9 protein-coding genes are annotated in these 14,273 nt (G+C 42.8%); 2 read left to right on the top strand and 7 right to left on the bottom strand.

What is annotated here, in order from left to right; genetic code table 11:
* Positions 1 to 12: 12 nt before the first annotated feature.
* From IH879_09450 to IH879_09420, 7 genes are all read right to left on the bottom strand, one after another.
* Positions 13 to 168 carry a hypothetical protein gene (locus tag IH879_09450; GenBank protein ID MCH7675166.1) on the bottom strand — a complete coding sequence of 52 codons (156 nt, stop codon included), beginning with the start codon at positions 166 to 168 and terminating at the stop codon, positions 13 to 15.
* 12 nt (positions 169 to 180) lie between these two features.
* On the bottom strand, positions 181 to 3,939 hold the full coding sequence (locus IH879_09445) for an OmpA family protein (GenBank protein ID MCH7675165.1): 3,759 nt from the start codon (positions 3,937 to 3,939) through the stop codon (positions 181 to 183).
* Positions 3,936 to 6,398 carry a DUF11 domain-containing protein gene (locus IH879_09440; protein ID MCH7675164.1) on the bottom strand — a complete coding sequence of 821 codons (2,463 nt, stop codon included), beginning with the start codon at positions 6,396 to 6,398 and terminating at the stop codon, positions 3,936 to 3,938. The genes IH879_09445 and IH879_09440 overlap by 4 nt, the downstream gene beginning before the upstream one ends.
* Before the next feature lie 219 nt (positions 6,399 to 6,617).
* Positions 6,618 to 7,223 (bottom strand): Uma2 family endonuclease, encoded by a 606-nt coding sequence (locus tag IH879_09435; protein MCH7675163.1) that lies wholly within the window; start codon positions 7,221 to 7,223, stop codon positions 6,618 to 6,620.
* A 128-nt stretch (positions 7,224 to 7,351) separates the two neighbouring features.
* Positions 7,352 to 8,722, bottom strand: coding sequence for a DUF4340 domain-containing protein (locus tag IH879_09430; protein MCH7675162.1), 1,371 nt, complete (start codon positions 8,720 to 8,722; stop codon positions 7,352 to 7,354).
* 37 nt (positions 8,723 to 8,759) lie between these two features.
* Positions 8,760 to 11,462: a Gldg family protein gene (locus IH879_09425; GenBank protein ID MCH7675161.1), complete on the bottom strand. Its 2,703-nt coding sequence runs from the start codon at positions 11,460 to 11,462 to the stop codon at positions 8,760 to 8,762.
* A complete protein-coding gene (locus IH879_09420; protein MCH7675160.1) occupies positions 11,459 to 12,202 on the bottom strand; it encodes an ABC transporter ATP-binding protein in 744 nt (247 codons plus the stop codon). The genes IH879_09425 and IH879_09420 overlap by 4 nt, the downstream gene beginning before the upstream one ends.
* A 483-nt stretch (positions 12,203 to 12,685) precedes the next feature.
* Between IH879_09420 and IH879_09415 the strand changes: the two genes are divergently transcribed.
* Both IH879_09415 and IH879_09410 read left to right on the top strand, forming a co-directional pair.
* Positions 12,686 to 13,393, top strand: a complete 708-nt coding sequence (locus IH879_09415) for a hypothetical protein (GenBank protein ID MCH7675159.1) — start codon at positions 12,686 to 12,688, stop codon at positions 13,391 to 13,393.
* Between the two features lie 40 nt (positions 13,394 to 13,433).
* A partial coding sequence (locus IH879_09410; GenBank protein MCH7675158.1) for a PD40 domain-containing protein occupies positions 13,434 to 14,273 on the top strand: 840 nt, incomplete at its 3' end.

Here is a 14,273-nt window from a genome sequence, read left to right as displayed (position 1 = left end):
AATGAGTTGGAGTTATTCCAAAGATGACTTAGAGCATCTTAAGGTGATGTCATCCCAAAATTTTAAAGCTCCTGTAGTTAGTGCGAGGATTGTTACTAAGGACGCTATTTTGATGGATTTTTTTTTCTGCCATAGCTTTTTGACAAGAGATTGTTTTTTCATTGCCATAAGATTCTCCTTCTATTTCTTACATTCGTCTAAGCTGGTTTGGTAGGCCTTTATCTTATTCACTGAGTCAGATTTTGCTTTTCCTCTTAGAAGCCCAGAAAACGGTATAACTTCAAACCTAATATTATGCCCAACATCATCAAAACCTAGCTTATAAAAAGCCTCTTCTTCACCGGTAACTATTTTCGAGTCGACTCGTTTCTTATTCCGAAACCAAGACAAGCGTACATGAATCTTTGCGTTATAGACACCAAGCCTATATGTACCCTTAAGACATTGACCTTGTGCTGGTATGCCCTCTGGTTCAGCGATGACTTTCACATGAATAACTTGGGGGGGCTTAATTTTTGTAGTATCTATCGGCCCAATAGCCTCACTTCTCACTGATCGCCCTGGCGAGCTGCCCCTAGAGGCGATTGGCGTAACTTCAATTGCAATCATTTTCCCTTCGTCAACGGCCCGTACTTGATATGTTGCCGAGTTAGCCCCTTTAATTGGCTGGCCATCACGTAACCATCGGAGCCTAGCCTTGCCCAGCGGGTCGCCTTCGGGATCACGAATGACCACATTCTCTATTTTCAAAACCTGACCAACTTTGGAGTCACCTGTAATGCTTACGAAAGTGACTACAGGCGGCAGGTTAGGAGCAATTGGGCCTAAACTGGCGCTCAAGACGCTTCTCCCACGTTTGGCCCCGGTCTGAGCAATCGGGGTAACCTCAAAACGAATTCTGCGGTTTAAATCGTTTTCGGTTAGAACATAATAATCTGGCAATGTATCTCCGGGTATGACCGCGTCATCCCGGAGCCATCTAAAAGTAGAATTCCCTTGCGGATCTTGATCTGGGTCATAAAATGTATAGCTGCCTCGAAGTTCTTCGCCAACTCTTGGTATGCCGGTTATCGTTACGTTCTTGGCTATCGGCTCAAGATTTGGAGGTTTGCCTCCTATGACATAGACAACTGTACTGTCCCTGTTATTTGATGAGTAAATATCGTTTGCCGCACTTACCTCCGCTATGTTTAGTCTTTCGAATAATTTTAATGAATCTAATAGAGTTGTATCTACTTTGACTTTTACCGAATCCATATCTGTTGCGTTGGCTGCGAGAGAGTCTATATGATGCTGATAGCGATATCGACTGCCGTTTGTTAATGACGTCTCATCTTGGGGAATAATGTGCTCAGGTAAAAAATCTTTGATCAAAATATCTTTTGCTGTAAAGTGGCCTCTATTTTTTACTTCAAATACATAGTAAAATTCGTCACCCGCATTAACAATGTCGAGTGTATCTCCAAAACAGTGGCCGGGACTAATCAGGCTGGGTGGGTGTGGTTGACATCTATTTCTGATCAGATACATTTCAACACGGCGATTAATTCGATGTAAAGAATCTCGTAGGTGGGCAGATCTCATTGCTACTTTCTTTTCTATAAGTTTGGTCTGGCCGTATCCCTCCGTCAAAATGTGTTTTGGATCAACTTTAAGAGAATCCACTAAAAAGTTACGGACACTTTTGACCCGTCTTTCTGAGAGGGCTTTGTTAAGAGAATCATTTTCTGTCGGTGTTCGTCCCGGCCAACCTTGTTCATCGGTGTGTCCGTCTATTTTTATGAACACATTGCTTAGAATGGGATCTTTAAATGACCTACTAAGTCGTGTTAGTTCGGCTCTCACAAATTTTGTCAAAGTATCAGAGCCCACGGGGGTAAAAATTACTTTGGGTTTGAATGGTTCAACCTCAACTGATTTCTTTAGCTCGAGATCATAGAGAGCCAATGTATCGCGTGTATTGGCACAGAGCAAGTTCGCCGAATCAACTTCAGCTATTAGCCACGTTTGGTTTTGATCCAGTTTTATTTGAAAAGTATCACTTTTGCCCGCAAGTAGCCCGGGAATACTTTCTCTTAGAAAAACGGCACCAATTCGGGAGTTTTGCCAATCGATGATTTTCTTCTGCTCCATTGCAGGTTTGGAAATGGGAGACCCCAAAGCGATTATTTTATGTTGCCGTTCCTTTACGCGTTCTAAGGCAAGAGAATCGAATGAGGCGACTCTTACCAGAAAATCTCTATCTAGATCATGAGCAATATTTGTTATTCTGACCTCTGCAATTTTTTGGTTTTGACGTTTTTCAATTTCAACTAAAAGTCTGGGAGTAGGCTTGACATCAAAGCGAGCAATATGACCCTCAGACGCATCGATAACTCGAAAATGGCGATTCCTGTCGTATGTCATAACAGTCCAATAATACTGCCCGTGCGCCCCCATGGGGATATAATCCTTGAAGGTTATCTGTTTTCGATTTCGGTGAGCATAAAAGGTTACAGTTGAGTCTTCTATTACCCAGTCCGCGGTGCTCATTCCGTTTTCGCCATTTTTTGAAGTGTATTGTAATTTAGGCGCAACGCTCAGAATTCTTATCTGTACTGAATCCGATTTCGACTTGTCGTCGTGACCTCGTAAGGGTTTAGCCAACTTCAATTCTAATTCATTTCGCTTTGCTGAATTGATAAGTTCATCTAACATTGTACTGCTGTCTTTAGCGACAAACACGAGATAATTTGATTGGTCATACAAGTCGGGGTCTTTTGTTGATTCCCATGCGAGTTTAACCTCTTCACAAACCTGGTAAGAAAAAGTTGGTCGTTTTTTAACATCCAGTGACATGAAATCTGATTTCACAAAATGGAAGGGTTCGGGTCCAACGGGTCGATAAGTCATACTGCCCTGATAAATATTTGAAAAAGTTTTACTATTTAAAAATCCGCCATCGAGACGTAATGCAGCGTTCTTGAAAAATCCGCTGGGCTTCCGGGCATGGCGCGAACTGTTGATATAATCATCAAGACGAAAACTCAGGCCGAGCGAAAATTTGTTGAAAAGCCGCTCATCCCGCTTGTTGTCAAAGATATATCCGCCACGGACGGTCATTAGACGCCCCCAACTTCTGCGGCCAAATAAATTGATTATTTCGAGGCCAAGACCCACCCGGCCGTCTTCGTCACGTACTTTGCGGTAGTCTGCCGCGAGCTGTAACTGTAAGCCGTCATGTTTTCCTAAATTAAAGGCGACTCCTGCTCTGAATGTTCTTGGTAGGGGCGTTTCCTGGGCAATGAAGGTCAAAGGTTTCCCCATCTGTGTTACGGCAGCGCCGGCTGAAAAGATAATTTGTTCGGAAAACAGGAAATTGAACGGTTTCGGAGAGGTGCGGAAAATAATGCCGGCATCAAAAACCATTGTGCTGGCGTTGTACTGTGCTAACTCACTTCTGAAATACTTTATATTTGTTCCAACAGAAAGATTGCGAGATATTCCTTTGATGGGTAATCCCAGACTTAAACTAACCAACATATCGGATGCATTGACAAAGCTGTTTGCTCCAGAGGCATCGAAATCTTCAAATCCCTGGCGGTGTAGACCAACACCCACGTAAAGTTTTTCAGTCAACGGTGTGCGAAATCGAAACTGCTGTCCATAAAAGAGTGAGGTATGCGAAATGTTTGCTATCCATTTGGTGTAACTTGCTGAAAATTGCCAGTGTCTTAAAAATCCGGTGGCCCCTGGATTGGCATAGACCGAGAAGGTGCCGTCCAGGCTGCCCGTTAGGCTTCCGGCCAGGTTTTGTTGTCTCGTTCCGGGGAGAATTTTTAAATAGGCCGCGCCTGCGCGGATATCCTGTGTGTATAAGATGTCGGGCGATAGAGCACTAAGACATAATAAAATTGCAATCTTAAAATGAATGCTAATAATTTTAACCTTTCGCCTCATCGTACGACTAATACTTTTTTAATACATTCCAGAGCCCGGCCACTAATTACCTTGTCACGAACGACAATGATGTAAACCCCGCTGCCCGCTTTTAACCCTTCATTTGTTTGTCCGTCCCAGAAAAAGGTGTTAAGTCCAATCGTAGCATTCGCTGTTGAAATTCTTTTTATGGGATAGCCTGTGATGTCAAAAATGTCTAAAGTGACATCCGTAATAACGTCCAGTTCAACTGTTATTGCCAGTTGCGTTTGGCCGTCCGGTTCGAAAAGACTTCGATCCAGATTTACAAATTCGTTACATGAGTCGGTCGGCGGAAGACAAACGGTAGAAGCGGTTGCCGAATCATTTGTCGGATCTGAATCGTTTTCTCCGATTACCCTCGCTGCATTAATCTTTGTCTGTGGGTTTGTAAAATTAGCAAGCACCGGGCATATGCCAGCGTAGGTTATTGAAATTTTTTCTCCCGAAAGAAGTGGAGTTTCAATTCGCCAGCGCAAGGTATCCTGAGCAAAAGGATTAATCGGTTGGAGGCTGAAATCTGATATGGAAACTCCGTCCGGGAAAGCGTCCCAAACGGAAAACCTCGGCGCGGTTTCAGGACCGTTATTGGTGATTTCCAGGGTGTAAGAAAATGTTTGCCCTTGTACTACGGTATCGCGGGATACTGATTTAGTTAATACTAGATCGTAATTTAGTGGTGGGAGCACGCTTACCAGCACAGCGGCAGTGTCATTCTGGGTATTTGTATCAAAGGGTGCTCCGACAAAGGCTGTGTTCACGAATTCCCTTACTCTTTCCGTGCTCCCAAGTGAATCCATAAAAGTTGCTGTAAATTCAATGTTTTTAATTGCACCTGAGTCAAGTGGTAAGAGGTTCCATTCCAATCTTCTTGAAGTGGGGTCAAGGGGTATATCCGTTATAAAATTTACTGGCTGAATCGAATCGGGGAGGAGGTCGGTAAGACGAATATTGTTTGCAGTATCAGGACCGTTGTTTCGAATTTGCAGCGAATAGGTAAATGTTTCACCCGGTACAACCGTGCTCGGATTTGCATTTTTGGTTAGTTCGAGGTCATACACAACTGGTTTGATAAAAATAATTGCTGAGGAAGTGTCATTCTCGGAATTGAAATCAAACTTCGCTTCCACAAAACTGAAATTGATTTTCTCTAATGAATCTTTTTTTACTTCAAAAGTTTCCGGGAAAACGGCGGTAAAATTTATCTCTTTTGTTTGTCCAGAGCCGAGCGGGGCAAGCTGCCATTTTAATGTTCGAGATGTCGGATCAATCGGAATGTCGTCATTTAAGAAATCGACGGGAGCAATCGAATCCGGCAGGACATCGGTCAGTTGAATGTTACTGGCTTTGCCGGGGCCTTTATTGCGAATTCGAATCGAATAAGTAAAAGTGTCTCCCGGTATCGCAGAGCTCTTACTCACACTCTTTTTTAATTCAAGATCATACACCAGAGGTTTTATATAGACCACCGCAAACGCTGTGTCGTTTTGAGCATTTGTATCCAGAGCCGCGTTCACGAAACTTGAGTTCTGTCTTTCCAAAGAATCTCCCTTAACCTCAAATGAGTCGGGAAAAGTAGCTGTGAATTCGATGGAATAGGTTCCTCCCGAATCAAGAGTAACATCTTTCCAATTCAAAATTTGTCCGGTCTGTTCAGTTGGTGGGTTGGTCAAAAATTCCAGTGGGAAGACTAAATCTGGTAGAACATCAGTAATAGTAAAGTTGTTTGCATTGCCAGGACCGTTGTTAAAAATGTTCAAAGCATAAGTAAAAGCTTGTCCCGCAAAGACCGATGGAGGTCTCACAGTTTTAGTTATGTCCAGATCATAGTTCCGAGGGCAGTCAAATCTTTCGGAAATCTGAGTTAGAATCAGTTTATGTAGATGAACGCTTTCGACTGAACCGATTTTGTCACCATTGATGAAGCTACTATCTCCTGAAATTTCAACCCATTTTTTATAATGATTCAAAGTGATTAAATAGTTTCCTGGGTTTAAAAAGAAATGCCCTGCTTTTCTAATTAATATGATTTCTTCGTTGTTTGTATCTTCCACGATTTTTTGAACTATTTTTTTAAAGCTGGAATTCGGATCGCATGGATCGATGCAACTGGTTTTTGCAGAATCACAAACCTCTAAATAGAAGCTCTCATTCATTTGCATTTGGCTAGCCCTGCTATACAGGATTTCTGTCTCAATTAAATAAGTACCTCGATTTGTGATATTGATACAAACAACGTCTGCGTCCCACCTTGCTTCGTTTGCAAGAACTGCTATGTCGCCAACGTCAATTGTGTCAGGGCCCGTTGTTACCATGATCGGTTCTTCACATAGTTCTTGCTGTGTTGACGCGTTTGGCACGGAAACAACTAAAAGCAAGAAAGTGACTCCAAGACTTAAAACTTTGGACATCTGAAATGATTTTTTGGCTGGCCTCTTCATGTATTCATCCACACTTAAAAATTGGGCTGAATTAGAGCAATTTGAGATTAGAGACTTACTTTGCTTAAAATGTTGGCTCCAGTAGGATTGTGGAGCACAATAACTCTTTAAAGATTAAAGCAATAAATGAATTAAATTGCAAGAGATTTTTTACTAACATTATTTTAGGCAGAATTAACTTTTCTATTGAATTAGAGAATAAAGCTTTGAGTGCGGAATTTAGTTTTCAAAAAAAAGGCGTGGGGTTAGTTTAATTGGAAGATTTTTTCCATCCGGATCAAATCTGCTCAGGGTGTGAGACTTCAGAATTCTGGATTTTTCTAAACGTTGAATCGATTTAAACTTTTTGCTTTCATTTGAATAAAATTCTACCCACTGTTTTTTGGGATCTACGATCCAATATTCCTTAACTCCGAATTCAGCATAAACGTCTTTTTTCTCGGTGAGATCATAATACCCGGTCGATGGCGAAAGAATCTCTATCACTAAATCCGGCGGCCCCGTGACATTTTTTTGGGTGATGATTTTGGAGTTTTCCGTTGAGATAAACAGAATGTCCGGTTGAAAGACGTTAGTTTCGTTTATCACGACGTCTACCGGAGCATAAAGTATCCGTCCTATTGGGTTGCTCTTTAAGAATTGAATTAACTTGTCTACGATATTGATACTTACTTGTTGGTGAATTGTATATGGCGCCGGAGTCATAACGAGTTCTCCATTAATCACTTGATATTGATAACTATCTTCCGGTAGCTCTAAGTAATCCTGGTAGGTAAAAACTTTGCTTTGAGTAAGATAGGCAGGAGATGTCTCTTTAACTTTCATCATTTGGTTCACATAAATTCAATGTAATAAAAGTAACAAGATATACAACGCAAGTCAAGTTTAAAATAAAAAAGCGCACAGCAACTTGACAAGTCACTGTGCGCTTCTCGTCACTCGTTTTTCGCGGTTTAAGTGTCGTTCTCTTTTTCCTTAATCAAATCCTTGCGGGATAAATTGAGTTTGTCAAAACTTTCTGAGGAAATTACATAGTACCATCTAGCGAATCTGGCATTCAGATCGTCAGAAAGTTTCCGACCGTTATCGACTTTTCTCTGCCATTTTTCGTGGGCGTTCCGGAGTTCTTTATTCTTCTTGTCTGCATCGGTCCACAAGCTGTCTGCTTTCGTTGTGAATTCCGTATTTTTTGGTTTGGCAGGTTCAGGAAACTCGGTTGCATCAAAAGTTGTGGTGATAAATAAGTAGCGATTTTCGCCGGTTTCATTTTCATCGTCTTTGTCTGTCTCCGTGCCGGCGGTAACTGTCAGTCCGGTTCCATAGACAATTTCGCCGAAACGCAAAGTGTAAATAACGCCGTCTTCAGTGCGGGCTTGCAATTCGCCTTCGTTTGACATGAGCTGGCCGTCTCGGGTAAAATAATACCCCTTGGATTGCAAAGACAAGACGGTTTGAGTAGAAAGGGAAACACCGTCTCCGGACTTTTTTAGACTTTGTGTTAAGCCTTCGGGTTTGGTACGGACGCCGACGATGTTCAATTCATCCAAGGTTTTCAGAAAATCGTTTATCTTGGTTTTATCTACCTCTTGCTTGGAAGATGTTTTGTTGCCTTGCCAATTGTCGCCGTCTTTATTTAGAACGAGCTCATCTTTCTTTTGCACGCTGCCGGTACGTTCGTTGATAGAATAATCCTTCAAAGTTATTTGTTTTATTTTGTCTTTTTCGACTTGCAGAAGATCGGCTTCGATCCAATCGCTAAACTTGGTCGAAATATCGATATCCATTTTGACGGCATACACGAGTTTCTTTCCGGGAATTCTAACAAACCGGTACTTTTCCCTTCCTTCTATTTCTTTACTAATAATGAAGTCCGCAAGAATCACTTCATTCTTGCCTTTAATGGTCACCCTTTGACCGCGGCCCTTTAGAGCTGTCTCGGTTTCATCCAGCGGACCGATGACTCCCAGGGCTTCATGGTCGGCGGGGCTATCCGAACGGAATTCATCTTTCTTAATCCCGATCACACCGGCAGCTGTTTTAGCCAGACGATCCTTACCATCTGCGGGATAGTCCTGATGGGACGGAATCGTCCAAATGCCGTTATTATTTGTGACTTTGAACGGAATAGCGGTACCGGTCTCCGCATCATAATCGATGACTTCGAGGGTGGTCGCGTCATTCGGATCGCTAAAGTCCGGGAAGAAGAGCTCACCCTTATCCAGGAAGGCATCCGGTGTAACCCTTCTTGGAGTTGTGACAAACGCCAGCAGGGCTATCGCCAAAGCCACTCCGGCAAAAATGATGGTTTTCTTACTTTCGTTCATAAATATTCCTCTTTCAAATTTCGTTTAGATAATTCGTTTAACCTCTTAACCTACGAGCTGCCTGGGCGCCTTCTCTTTCGCGCTTTTGACGGCGGCGGAAAATGACAGCTCCGAGCACAAAAACCGGCAAAGGAGGTAATATGACCGCCAGAGATTTAATAAAACTCTGAATGTTGCGAATTTGGGATTCCATGTTTTCCTTGCTGCGTTGGATTTTTGCTTCCTTGTCTGCTTCGATATTCTCCTTTAGCGCATCAAATTTTCGCTGCTCAACTTCCTGAAGGTTTTTGGCCATAAGGTCTTTGGCTCGCTCATCGAGATCGGCGCGGCTCCTTACCTCGTTGACTTTTTCGGTGAGTCTTCTTTGCGCTTCACTGAGGGCTTTGGATGCTTCATTTTCAGCCTGTTGTTCTTCAGCAATTTGCTGTTCTTTAAAATCACTTTTCCGGCCCTCGATGCTTTCAAGTGTTCGATGTTTAACCCGTTTGTTGCGGAGCGCAATAAAAGACTCGTCGCCGATTAAAACATCCATACAATTTAGGAAAAACGAAACATTATCAAAATTAAGATTTCCAATTGCTTGCTGACGAATCTGGAAAAACTGATCCGAAATAAAATCCATGTCGGCAATGACGATTGCATTGACATTCTTCGGTGTTTCTGATGTACTTATACTCGTGTCCGGGATAGTCTCCCCTTTGATATGAGCCGCCAGGGTATAATTTGCCGGGTTTGGTCTGTAGCCAAATTGAGGTCTCCCTAATTGCGGTCCTCCGAAAAAACTGCGCTGAACCAGTTGACTATACATCAGAGATCCGGATGCGACTGTGGATTTTATCAGCGGCTGAAAGTCATAGCTGGTATTGGCCGCTTTTCTAAGCGTCCCCGGATGCAGGAAGATCAACTCTTGGAGATTAGCGCTTCCGGAGTGCTCTTGATTAAATCCCTCCGGATTATTGGCACCGACAAAAACGAATTCCAGCGGTAGTTGCGCAAAATCAGGATGCGGATTATATTGATCCCAAACAACCTGCCTGCTGTTCCAGTTGACTCCTAAAGCCGTCATCAATCCTTGAATATTACCCTTTTCTTTTGGCGGCGGGCCTTGATTCCGCATGAAGGGATTTGTATTTGAGCCTGCCCTTTCAGAAGGCGAAAGACCAATGTTGATGATGGTTAAAGGATCAACTAAAAGTAAAGCGGGGTGCCCGGCTTCAATATAGGTAAGCAGATTGTCCATCTCTTCCTGTGGCAGGGAGGAAGGTAAAGCAACTAAAAGAGCGTCGTACTTTTCGGTGATTGGGCTGGTCGCTGAAACTTGTTCGACTTCATATTGCTTTTTCAATTCTGCAACAACCGGCCAGGACGGGTTGCTGCGCATGGTTTGAAAATCAAATCCACCAAAAAATTTAGCTTCGGTGTTTAAAACGCCGATTTTCTTTCGCTGGGTTTTTGCGACGACTCTGATGCTTCGGGTGAGTTCATATTCTACGGGAAGTCCGCGGTCGAAGAAGGGAATCACTTGCTCCTCAGCGCCACACTTAACCGCGACACCCAAAAAGACCGCATCAATACTGGTTTGTGCGCCGGTAGTATTCGGAACATCCCGAGCTAAGATGCCAAATTTTTCCCTGGCATCCCGGGCGTCGTCAGAAAATTGTTCAGTGTCGTGAATTAATACTTGAACTTTATTGCCGGCAACTGCATCAATTTCTTTGAGAAATCCTAATAAATTGGCGCGGGTTTGAACGAAGATTTGCGGGACATTTTTACTAATAAAGGCTTCGATGAAGACCGGTCGATCATCCGGTATTTCGTCCAGGAGTTTCTCGGTTTGATCGGACAGGGAATGTAATTGTTCAGCGGTGACATCTAGCCTAAGGGCGGCCCGAGCCAGAATTGCATTGACACTGATAACCGCGATCACAATGGCGACTGAGCGAACCAGGTGGTGCAGCCACATTTTATAACCGTCAGCTTCAACGGGCCAGTGGCGACGCCCGATGAGCAAAACATTTAAATAAAGCATCAGTGCAGCAATTGAAATAAAATAAAGGATGCCCGAAAAACTAACAATGCCGCGGGCGAAATCGCCAAAATGGCGGTAAACTCCCAGGGGTTCCAGCCAGTCTCCAAGCGTTGTACTTATTAAAGATGTTATTGCGTCGATGTAAACAAAAAAGGCACAAAAAACCGCTCCAAGAACGAATGCGATTGTGGCATTTGCGGTGAGAAGTGAGGCCAGCATGCCGACCGCGATGAGGGCCGCACCGGTGAACCAATATCCGAAATAGTTGCCGATAATGAGTCCTAAATCGGGACTGCCGAGCCACGCCAGGATCAGAAAATGTCCGATAAAGGATAAAACTAATGATGCGGTATAAACTCCAAGAGTTGCCAAATATTTTCCAAAAGCGATCTCGAAGTCTGTTGCTGGCAGGGTTAGAAGCAATTCATCCGTGCCTTCTTTGCTTTCATTCGCCCAAACGCCCATTGTCAGGGCCGGTACGAAAAATAGCAGTAACAGAGGAAATAAACCGTTCAACTGGTCGAGATTGGCGAGATTGTTCAAAAAGAAGCGTTCCTGCCAGAATGCGGCAAAAGCGCTCAGAAAGATAAATAAAGTAAGAAAAACATATCCGGTTGGATTGTTGAAATACATACGCAAATCGCGCTTGACGATCGACAAAATGACTGTCGTGTTTATGTTTAGTTCAAAATTTCCCAATTTGATGTTCATACTGCTGCTTCCTCCTTTGCTACATTTGCCGGCCGCCCATGATTTGTCAGGCGGTAAAACGGATTTTCTAAAGAACCATCTTCTTTTAAGTCTTTTGGCGTTCCTTCAAAAATCAGCTTGCCTTCATGGACAAACAAAACATAATCCGCGATCGCATCTACTTCATGTAAAATATGGGTTGAGATCAGGATTGTTTTTGTTTGACCAAGTTTTTTGATATTGTCACGAAAATCGCGAATTTGGTTGGGGTCCAATCCGGCAGTGGGCTCGTCCATAATCAGAACGTCCGGATCGTGGAGTAAAGCTTGTGCAAGTCCCACACGCTGTTTGTACCCGCGTGAAAGCTTGGCTATCGGTTTTTCCAGAACAAGCTGTAAAGCGCACTGCTCAATGACCCGGTCAAGGCTTTTTTTCAATGCGTCCGGCTCAATGCATCTTGCTTCTCCGAAAAATTTGAGAAGTTCTAAAGGCGTCATGCTTTGATAGAGCGGACCGTTTTCTGGCAAGTAGCCGAGCCTTCTTGCAATTTCAATGCGGTCCGTTCTAACATCAAGTCCGGCAATTTTGGCGGAACCTTCACTTGCAGCCAGGTAGCCGCTCAGTATTTTCATCGTCGTGGATTTACCTGCCCCGTTCGGACCTAAGAATGCCACGATTTGACCTTCCGGAATGGAGAAGGTGATATCCTGGATTGCAACAAAGGGTCCGTAATATTTGCTCAAACCATTTGCCTCAATCATAACTTTTGAATTTTTTGCCATAAAATACCTCTTTCAAAAAAAATAGATTTCGAATTGAATGATTAAATCCAAATCGTTTGGGTTAAGTTTGAAGTTGTAGACAATTACCCAGAGTGGGTAGCTGGCAAGGAAGTCCAAATTTTACAAACGCATTTTCGGCAAGAGGGTTCCCCAATTATTGTTTTTTTTTAAAAGCACTAATGACATGCGCTTTAGGTTTAGCCATAAAGTTTAAAGACAACTAGAAAAAAATGGTTTCCTCAGTCACTTTATAAATTCCCTGAGTTCGGACTTTGGAGGTTTCACTGTTTACCTGCAAAGATATTTCTGCGATCGTGCGATGAGGCAAGTCCTCTAAATCACACTCGTCTGGGTTTTTTTTTTTTGGGGAATTCATCAGCTCAAAAAGTGTATCTATTTTGCTGGTTAACACACTCCATAATTAATTCAATCGCATATTAGATTCACATGAGACATCGAGTCTTGAACCTTCAAATAATGGCAATAGTCTCTATTTTTGTTTTCTGCATAGAGGTTTTCTCACAAAATTCAAGCCCAATAGAAATAAATACTGGTGGTTTAGCTCCAGTCCTCGAGTTTGAGCGGCTTTCCGTTGAGCACGGACTCTCCCAGAGTACGGTCAATGGTATTCTTCAGGACCGGGAAGGTTATATGTGGTTCGGAACGTTGAATGGACTTAATAAGTACGACGGTTACCGTTTTGTCGATTTCAGGCACAACCCCAATGATCCGAATTCTATTTCGAGCGATCAAATTTATGCGCTTTATGAAGATAACAAAGGCAATCTTTGGGTTGGCACGCTGGAGGGATTGAACAGGTTTGATCCAGCGAATGACCGTTTTGTTGTTTACAAGTATGATCTTGGTGATCCGCGCAGTTTAAGCAACAATCTAGTCCTTGCAATTCACGAGGACCGATCGGGTTTTCTGTGGATTGGGACTAGCAACGGGTTGAATCGATTTAATGAGAAGCGAAATAATTTTCGGCGCTATCATTGGAGTCCGAATGATTCAATCAGTCTAAGTCACAATTCTGTCAGCGCGATTTTCGAGGACAAAGATGGTAATCTATGGGTGGGGACGAATGGCGGCGGGCTCAACAAATTCGATCCGGACCGAACAAGTATGTGGAAAGACCATCCTCAAATAAAATACATTCGTCTTTCCTGAAAGATTCATCAAGGTAAACAAACTAAGGGAGTATACGAAAATGATGAAAAAGTTGTGGATCAAAACAATGTTAAGTTTCACTTGTTTTTGTTTACTGATCCCGATATCGTTTAGACCTGCCCAAGCAATAAATTGTGACAAAGACGCGCCGATGTCTCGAGGCGCAACTTGGTCTCCAGACGGAAAGCAAATTGTCTTTGATTCAAATCGCGACGGGATACAAGAGATTTATATTATGAATTCCGATGGAAGCAATGTTAAACGTCTGACTTATACTAAAACAGCCAAGTATCTTCCATCCATATCATCTGATGGTAAGAAAGTTCTTTTTATGAGTTATTCCGATTCAGAAGAGGCAGTATATGTGATGAACATTGATGGAAATGAATTGAGAAAGTTAACGGATGAGAATTCTCGCAATGGTGATCCCGACTGGTCACCAGATTCCAAGCAAATAGTATTTCATTCCGATCGTGATGAGGAAGAGCCGGAAATCTATGTAATGGATGCAGATGGAACCAATGTCAAACGGCTCACCCATAATAAGTTTAGAGACTATGTCCCTCGATGGTCACCCGATGGAACGATGATTTCTTTTAACACAACTCGTGATGGAAATCGAGAGATATATTTGATGTCACCAGACGGAACCAATCAACGCAATGTTACGAATGATCCACTATCGAATATGGTGCATAATTGGTCTCCGGATAGTAAAAGAATCATATTCTATGCATTCAGTTTGCAATCAGCTCATCTAAAGAACACTAATTTGTCTAAAGATGAGAAGTCAGCCTTAGTAAGAACAACAGCCGAGATATATGTTACAGATTTAGATGGAAAGAATCGAATCCAACTCACTCATAATTATTTTTGGGAT

Source organism: candidate division KSB1 bacterium, assembly GCA_022562085.1.
Classification (GTDB): Bacteria; Zhuqueibacterota; Zhuqueibacteria; order Oceanimicrobiales; family Oceanimicrobiaceae; genus Oceanimicrobium.
This window is presented reverse-complemented; position numbering and strand designations above follow the sequence as displayed.

Bases quoted from the DNA above. Each gene is read 5' to 3' on its own strand.
- IH879_09450 (MCH7675166.1), bottom strand. From the start codon at position 168: ATGGCAATGAAAAAACAATCTCTTGTCAAAAAGCTATGGCAGAAAAAA.
- IH879_09445 (MCH7675165.1), bottom strand. From the start codon at position 3,939: ATGAGGCGAAAGGTTAAAATTATTAGCATTCATTTTAAGATTGCAATT.
- IH879_09440 (MCH7675164.1), bottom strand. From the start codon at position 6,398: ATGAAGAGGCCAGCCAAAAAATCATTTCAGATGTCCAAAGTTTTAAGT.
- IH879_09435 (MCH7675163.1), bottom strand. From the start codon at position 7,223: ATGAAAGTTAAAGAGACATCTCCTGCCTATCTTACTCAAAGCAAAGTT.
- IH879_09430 (MCH7675162.1), bottom strand. From the start codon at position 8,722: ATGAACGAAAGTAAGAAAACCATCATTTTTGCCGGAGTGGCTTTGGCG.
- IH879_09425 (MCH7675161.1), bottom strand. From the start codon at position 11,462: ATGAACATCAAATTGGGAAATTTTGAACTAAACATAAACACGACAGTC.
- IH879_09420 (MCH7675160.1), bottom strand. From the start codon at position 12,202: ATGATTGAGGCAAATGGTTTGAGCAAATATTACGGACCCTTTGTTGCA.